Consider the following 6411-nt stretch of genomic DNA (forward strand, 5'->3'; position numbering starts at 1 on the left):
ATATTGATGGCGTGGAAACACCGGTACGCGAACCCACGTTCCTGATCCTCACGGCGTTGGCCGCGGAGCCGCTTCATGGCTACGGACTGATCACCGAGGTAGCCCGGCTTTCCGACGGCCGCGTGTCGCTGCGCCCCGGCACGCTCTACGGCGCCCTCGACCGGCTGCTCGACGCGGGTCTGGTCACCATCGAGCGGGAGGAAGTGGTGGACAGCCGGCTGCGCCGCTACTACCGGCTCACCGAACACGGCGGTGACCTGCTCGCCAACGAGACCGAGCGGATGCGCCGCAACGTCGAGGCCGCCACCGTGCGGTTGAACACACGTGCCCGTCGAGGCACGCCCCGACTCAGTGGAGGGATCGCATGAGCGACCTGGAACGCCGCTACCTGCGATTGGTCCGGATCTTCTATCCGGCCGGCTACCGCAACGCGCGCGGCACCGAGATCGTGGGTACGTACCTCGCTCTGTCCTCGCCGGACCGCGGGTGGCCTTCGGTCGCCGACGTGACCGACGTAGCCGGCGGCGGGCTACGCCAGCGCCTACGCGCGATCGGCGCTACCGGAATCGGCCCCGGAGTGCGGCTGGCCGCGACGCTGGCGTTGTTGACCGCCACGGCTCTCGCCGGCGGCTGGGCCATGCTGGAGCTCAATGCGTGGACGACGGCGTGGTTCGGCTTCGAGCAGCACGGCACGTCCGTCTCGCTCGGTCTCGGCGTGTGGGCGGCATGGCTGCTCGCCGCGGTGGTGCACGTGGTGGCACCCGGCCGGTGGACCCGCCTGGCGATCGGTCTCGCCCTTGTCCTCACCGTCGCCGTCGTACCGCTTGCCGCCGTCGTCGACCGGTCCCGGCCTCCGCTGTTCGTACTACTCGCCCAGGTCTGCCTCGGATTCGTGGCGCTCGGCGTTCCCGGCCAGCCGCCCGTGTGGCTACGACTGCTGCCCGTCGCCGGCGCCGCCGCGGCTCTACCCGTGGCGGCGACTTTTGCCCGTAACGGTGGCGACGTGCTCCTTGGGTACTACGGCTGGCCCGCCGGGCAGGTCCTGCCCGGCGCCGGGATGGCACTTTTCTTGGTGACGTTGCTCGTCGGCGTAGGGCTGGCGGCGCGCAACGACCTTCGTGGTGCTTGGGCACTGCTGGTGCTGCTCTGCCCGATCGGCATGCTGTGGCTGCATCCGCTGGCCGAAGAACTCGCCGTCAGCATGTACGGCGGAGGACCGAATGCGGACTGGACGACACTGGCCACAGCGGCGATCATCGCGGCGGTTGCGGCGGCGATCGTCATGTCGGCTGCGCTGATGGTCCGACGACGGCTCGCCTTCACCCACGCCGCCGTCGAGCGTTGCACGGCGTGTGGCTCCCTCACCAGCGACAGCGCGAAGCGATAGCAGCCCGTCTAGCACCAGGCCACGGGTCGACTGCGTCAGCGCACTGCCTGGCCGCCTGTGACACAGAATTCCGTATGCCCCGAGGGACAGTCGCCCCGCTGGTCATTGGCCCACCAGTCTCCGTACCAAGACCTACGCCCAGGTACGGCACAGGATCGGCCGACGCCCGGACCGCGGCCAGATGTGCGCGCGGAATCAAGGCGTAGGGCCCAGCGAGGGCCTGAGCGTGGCGCTCACCGTGTGGACGCTGGGACGTCGGGGCCCACTCGTGATCGCTTCGCCGTGACGGACGGCACTGTGACGGACCGCAGTGACAGCTCCCTCAACCGCGCGACATTCGCACGTAGTGCTCGCAGTGCCCCGGAGTCCGACCCACCATGGCGCTCGTGAGAGGTCCGCTGCGCCGGCGACATCGCCCTGCGGGAACCTCGCGCCTGCTCACGTCGTCTCCAAGTGGAGATCACGGCCCGCCACCGGATCGCCCCGAAACGGCCGGCAGGCGCGACGGGGCCACCGGAGGATGATCGGCTGAACCGCAACCTCTCGGAGGACACCATGGCGATCACGCGTCGGCGTCGGACACTGACCACCCTCCTGGCCGTCGGACTCGTCGCCGGATGTGACGGCGGGTCACCGGAAACCGCAGACCTGGCCACCTCCCGACCGCAGGCGGGAAGCCTGGCCGTGGAGACCGTCGTGGCCGGGCTGGAGCACCCGTGGGACATCGGCTTCCTGCCGGACGGACGCATCCTGCTCACCGAGCGGCCGGCCCGGTTCCGGCTCGTCGACGCCGGCACGGCGAGCGAGGTGCGCGCCGACCTCACCGATGTGCTCGTCGGCGGCGAGGGCGGACTGATGGGCCTGGTGATCCATCCGGACTTCGCCCGGACTCGCGAGTTCACCACCTGCCAGACCCGAGAGGAGAACGGCCAGCCGGTGGACGTGCGCCTGGTCACCTGGCGGCTGTCGCCGGACGCGGCGAGCGCCACCCGGGTGCGTGACCTGCTGACCGGGCTGCCGATCAGCACGGGCCGGCATTCGGGCTGCCGTCCGACGATCGCCGCGGACGGCGCGCTGCTGGTCGGCACCGGCGACGTGGCGCAGCCGTCGCACCCGCAGGACCGGCGCAGCCTGGGCGGGAAGGTGCTGCGCGTCGACCTGCGCACCGGCGCGGGCCTGCCGGACAACCCGTTCGCGTCGTCGTCCGACGCCAACGAGCGGCGCGTCTACAGCTACGGTCACCGCAACGTCCAGGGCGTGGCCGTTCGGCCCGGCTCGGGCCAGGTGTTCACCGCCGAGCATGGGCCCACCGGGTTCGACGAGATGAACCGCATCCGCCCCGGCGGCAACTACGGCTGGGACCCGTCGCGCGGCGGCACGGTCCAGACGTACGACGAGAGCGTGCCGATGACCGACCGCGACCGTTTCCCCGACGCGGTTTTGCCACTGTGGACCTCCGGTGAAACCTCGACAGAGGCGCCGTCCGGGGCCGCGTTCCTCGACGGCGCGCAGTGGGGGCCGCTCAACGGCCGGTTGGCCGTCGTCGCGTTGCGCGGTCAGAAGACCCTGCTGTTCCAGCTCGACGAGGCCGGCGACCGGGTGGTGGACCTGGCGCTGCCGACGGAGCTCAACGACGCCTACGGCCGGCTGCGCGGCGTGCGCGGCGGCCCGGGCGGCGCCCTCTACATCACCACCTCGAACGGCACCGACGATCGCCTGCTCCGCGTCACCCCCCGGACCTGACGCTGCGGCGATCCGGCCTCTGCCCGCCGGGGTGGTGCTGCTTTCCGCCTGCCGGCCGCCACGTCGCCCGTGCTCGCCGGTCAGTGGATGCCGGCCATCAGCCGGGACACGTGGCGGCTGAACATGACCGCGCCGACGCCCAACGCCACCGACGCCAGCCCGAAGGTGAGGAAGTACGTCGGCGCCGGCCAGGTCGCGGCGAGCCGGGCGACCTGGCCGCCGACGGCGTCACCGACGGCGGTGGCGAGGAACCACAGGCCCATCATCTGGCTGGCGTACTTGACCGGCGCGAGTTTCGTGGTGGCGGACAGGCCCACCGGGCTCAGCGACAGCTCGCCGGCGACCTGGATGGTGAGGACGGCGATCAGCCACCACGGGGAGACCCGGTCCCCACCGACGGCGGCCTGCGCGGCGGCGGCCATCAGGACGAACGACAGACCGTTGAGAACCAGGCCGACGGCGAACTTCACCGGGGTGGAGACCCGGTGCCCCAGGCGCAGCCACAGCCAGGCGAACAGCGGCGCCCCGACGATGATCAGGACGGGGTTGACCGACTGGAGCCAGGCCGCGGGGAAGGTGAAACCGAGCACGTCGCGGTCGGTGTTGTCGGCGGCGAACAGGTTCAGCACCGAGCCGGCCTGGTCGTAGATGAGCCAGAACGAGGCGGCGAAGACGAACAACCACAGGTACGCCTTCATCCGATGCCGTTCGGTGCCGCTGATCTCCGGGTCGGTGAGGATCCGCACGAAGTAGCCGACGGTGATCACGACGGTGGCTACGGTGAGCAGGCTGACGACGGTGTTGACGGTGAACAACCCGGCCACCGCGAGCGCGGCGAGCACCAGCAGCAGCGCGAGCACGCCGACACCGGCGCGGGTCAGGGCACGACGACGGTCCGCGCCGAGCAGCGGGTCGGCGGGGCGCGTGCCGGCGTCGCCGAGGTTGCGCCGGCCGAGGACGTACTGGGCCACGCCGAAGGTCATGCCGACCGCGGCGGCGCCGAACCCCAGATGCCAGTTGATGTTCTCGCCGAGCAGCCCGCAGACCAGCGGGGCGAGGAATCCACCCAGGTTGATGCCCATGTAGAAGAGGGAGAACCCGGCGTCGCGGCGCGGTGAGTCCCGCTCGTACAGCTCGCCGACCATGGTGGAGATGTTGGGTTTGAGCAGCCCGGTGCCGAGCACGATCAGGGTCATGCCGGCGAAGACGCTCCAGCCGGCAGGAACGGCCATCACATAGTGCCCCGCGGCGATGACCACACCGCCCCACAGCACGCTGCGCCGCGCGCCGATCAGCCGGTCGGCGACCCATCCGCCGGGCAGCGCCATCAGGTACACCATCGCGTTGTAGGTGCCGTAGACGGCGTTGGCGGTGGACTCGCGCAGCCCGAGCCCGTCGTCGGCGACGGCCGCGGTGAGGTACAGCACGAGGATCGCCCGCATGCCGTAGAAGCTGAACCGTTCCCACATCTCGGTGAGGAACAGCGTCGACAACGCCCGCGGGTGACCGAAGAACGTCTTTCCGCCGGTGGGCCGGGCGCCGACCGGTGTGTCACTGGGCATCGTCACCTCCGCACGCGCGCGGGCGTTAACATGCCCGGTGAGCGCCGAAACACGCATCCGATCCGACCCGGCCGGGGACGCCCCGCCGGGTTCGGGTCATGGCCGGCTACCCTTGCGGGGGCGCCCGGGCCGGATCACCTGCTCGGGCGGGAATGCCCCGGCGGCGACGGGCCGTTACACCGAGAAGACCAGCACCGAACGAGGGGAAGTCGATCATGGGCGAGCGTATGCTGCGCGGAAGCCGTCTGGGCGCGGTCAGCTACGAATCCGACCGCAACACGGAGCTCGCGCCGCGTCAGACCCGCGAGTACCTGTGCGCCAAGGGCCACCAGTTCGAGGTGCCGTTCGCCGTCGACGCCGAGGTCCCCACGACCTGGGAATGCAAGTTCGACGGCAGTGTCGCCCGCCTCGTCGACGGCACCGAGCCGGAGCAGAAGAAGGCCAAGCCTCCGCGCACCCACTGGGACATGCTGCTGGAGCGTCGCTCGATCGCCGAACTCGAGGACATCCTCGCCGAACGGCTGCAGGAGGTCCGCACCCGCCGCGGCCGGGCCTGACCCCCGACACAGCACTGACACGGCGCGGCCCCCGGGACACCTTCCGGGGGCCGCGCCGCGTTCAGCTCTGCCGCGGCTCCACGATCTCACCTTCCACGACCTCACCATCGAGCGCCCGACCACCGTCGACCACCGGCCCGGTCGGCGGTTGCGGGTCACCCCGACGCACCCGCACCGTCCGCGGCCCGAACAGGTCACCGGCGACGGTCGAGGACACCCGCCGCTCGGCGGCACGCCGCACCCCGGCCCGGGTCAGTCCACGCACCGGCGGCACCAGCAGCACCGCTCCCACCACGCCACTGACCAGGCCAGGGGTGGCCAACAGCAGCGCCCCCGCCAGGCCCACCAGACCGTCGGTCACCTGCCGCCCCGGGGGCTGCCCCGCCCGCACCGAATCCCGGAAGCCACGCCAGGCCCGCATCCCCTCCCGACGCAGCAGCACCAGGCCCAGCAGGGACGCCGCGAACACCAGCAGCACCGCCGAACCGAAACCGATCGCCCGCCCCACGGCGACGAACGCGGCCAACTCCAGTGCCACCGCCACCAGCAGAGCCAGGGGCACGAACCTCAGGTATCGGCGCATCTCACCTCATCCGCGTCACGCGGCGCCCCGGGCCGGCGCCACCCCGGGCACCACCTGACGCAGGCGGACCCGCCCCACCAGCATGACACGCCGCCCTCACGGCCACCGGTCGTGACCGAGGCGACCCCGGCGGGGCCACCGGTCACGCAGCCCCCAGATGGTGATCCGCCACAACGCCTCCGTCACGATCAGCGGACTCATCTTGCTGCTGCCATGCTCCCGCTCCGCGAACGTGATCGGCACCTCCACGATCCGTGCGCCCGCCCGGTGCGCCAGCCGAGACAACTCCACCTGGAACGAGTAGCCCTGCGAACAGACCGACTCCAGATCCATCGCCCGCAACACCGCCGTCCGGTACACCCGATACCCGGCGGTGGCATCGCAGACCGGCATCCCCAACACCAGCCGCGCGTACAGGTTCCCGCACCGCGACAACAGCAGCCGCCGCAACGGCCAGTTCACCACCCGCCCACCGGCCGCCCACCGTGACCCGACCACCACGTCGGCATGCCGGGCGGCGGCCAGCAACGCCGGCAGGTCCTCCGGGGCGTGCGACCCGTCGGCGTCCATCTGCACCAC

Annotated in this window: 7 protein-coding genes; 4 read left to right on the top strand and 3 right to left on the bottom strand. The window is 71.4% G+C overall.

Going from position 1 to position 6411, the window contains the following annotated elements:
• Positions 1 to 11 precede the first annotated feature (11 nt).
• The 3 genes from E1166_RS15950 (at position 12) to E1166_RS15960 (ending at position 3130) form a co-directional block, all read left to right on the top strand.
• Positions 12 to 368, top strand: coding sequence for a helix-turn-helix transcriptional regulator (locus tag E1166_RS15950; RefSeq protein WP_132339707.1), 357 nt, complete (start codon positions 12 to 14; stop codon positions 366 to 368).
• Positions 365 to 1387, top strand: a complete 1023-nt coding sequence (locus E1166_RS15955) for a hypothetical protein (RefSeq protein WP_132339709.1) — start codon at positions 365 to 367, stop codon at positions 1385 to 1387. The genes E1166_RS15950 and E1166_RS15955 overlap by 4 nt, the downstream gene beginning before the upstream one ends.
• A 555-nt stretch (positions 1388 to 1942) precedes the next feature.
• Positions 1943 to 3130, top strand: coding sequence for a PQQ-dependent sugar dehydrogenase (locus E1166_RS15960; protein ID WP_132339711.1), 1188 nt, complete (start codon positions 1943 to 1945; stop codon positions 3128 to 3130).
• A gap of 80 nt (positions 3131 to 3210) precedes the next feature.
• On the opposite strand, the gene E1166_RS15965 is transcribed toward E1166_RS15960, so the two are convergent.
• On the bottom strand, positions 3211 to 4692 hold the full coding sequence (locus E1166_RS15965; RefSeq protein ID WP_132339713.1) for a peptide MFS transporter: 1482 nt from the start codon (positions 4690 to 4692) through the stop codon (positions 3211 to 3213).
• Positions 4693 to 4907: 215 nt separating this feature from the next.
• On the opposite strand from E1166_RS15965, the gene E1166_RS15970 reads away from it, so the two are divergent.
• A complete protein-coding gene (locus tag E1166_RS15970; RefSeq protein ID WP_007070998.1) occupies positions 4908 to 5249 on the top strand; it encodes an RNA polymerase-binding protein RbpA in 342 nt (113 codons plus the stop codon).
• Between the two features lie 61 nt (positions 5250 to 5310).
• Here the strand turns inward: E1166_RS15970 and E1166_RS15975 are convergent, their stop codons facing one another.
• Positions 5311 to 5832, bottom strand: coding sequence for an FxsA family protein (locus E1166_RS15975; RefSeq protein WP_132339715.1), 522 nt, complete (start codon positions 5830 to 5832; stop codon positions 5311 to 5313).
• A 96-nt stretch (positions 5833 to 5928) separates the two neighbouring features.
• Positions 5929 to 6411 (bottom strand): glycosyltransferase (locus tag E1166_RS15980; protein WP_132339717.1); only part of this gene is annotated, 483 nt, incomplete at its 5' end.

Origin of the sequence: Micromonospora sp. KC213 (genome assembly GCF_004348325.1) — a bacterium.
Classification (GTDB): Bacteria; Actinomycetota; Actinomycetes; order Mycobacteriales; family Micromonosporaceae; genus Micromonospora.

What these genes read in the sequence shown, in the direction of transcription:
- E1166_RS15955 (WP_132339709.1), top strand. Translation starts at nt 365, where the DNA reads ATGAGCGACCTGGAACGCCGCTACCTGCGATTGGTCCGGATCTTCTAT.
- E1166_RS15960 (WP_132339711.1), top strand. Translation starts at nt 1,943, where the DNA reads ATGGCGATCACGCGTCGGCGTCGGACACTGACCACCCTCCTGGCCGTC.
- E1166_RS15965 (WP_132339713.1), bottom strand. Translation starts at nt 4,692, where the DNA reads ATGCCCAGTGACACACCGGTCGGCGCCCGGCCCACCGGCGGAAAGACG.
- E1166_RS15970 (WP_007070998.1), top strand. Translation starts at nt 4,908, where the DNA reads ATGGGCGAGCGTATGCTGCGCGGAAGCCGTCTGGGCGCGGTCAGCTAC.
- E1166_RS15975 (WP_132339715.1), bottom strand. Translation starts at nt 5,832, where the DNA reads ATGCGCCGATACCTGAGGTTCGTGCCCCTGGCTCTGCTGGTGGCGGTG.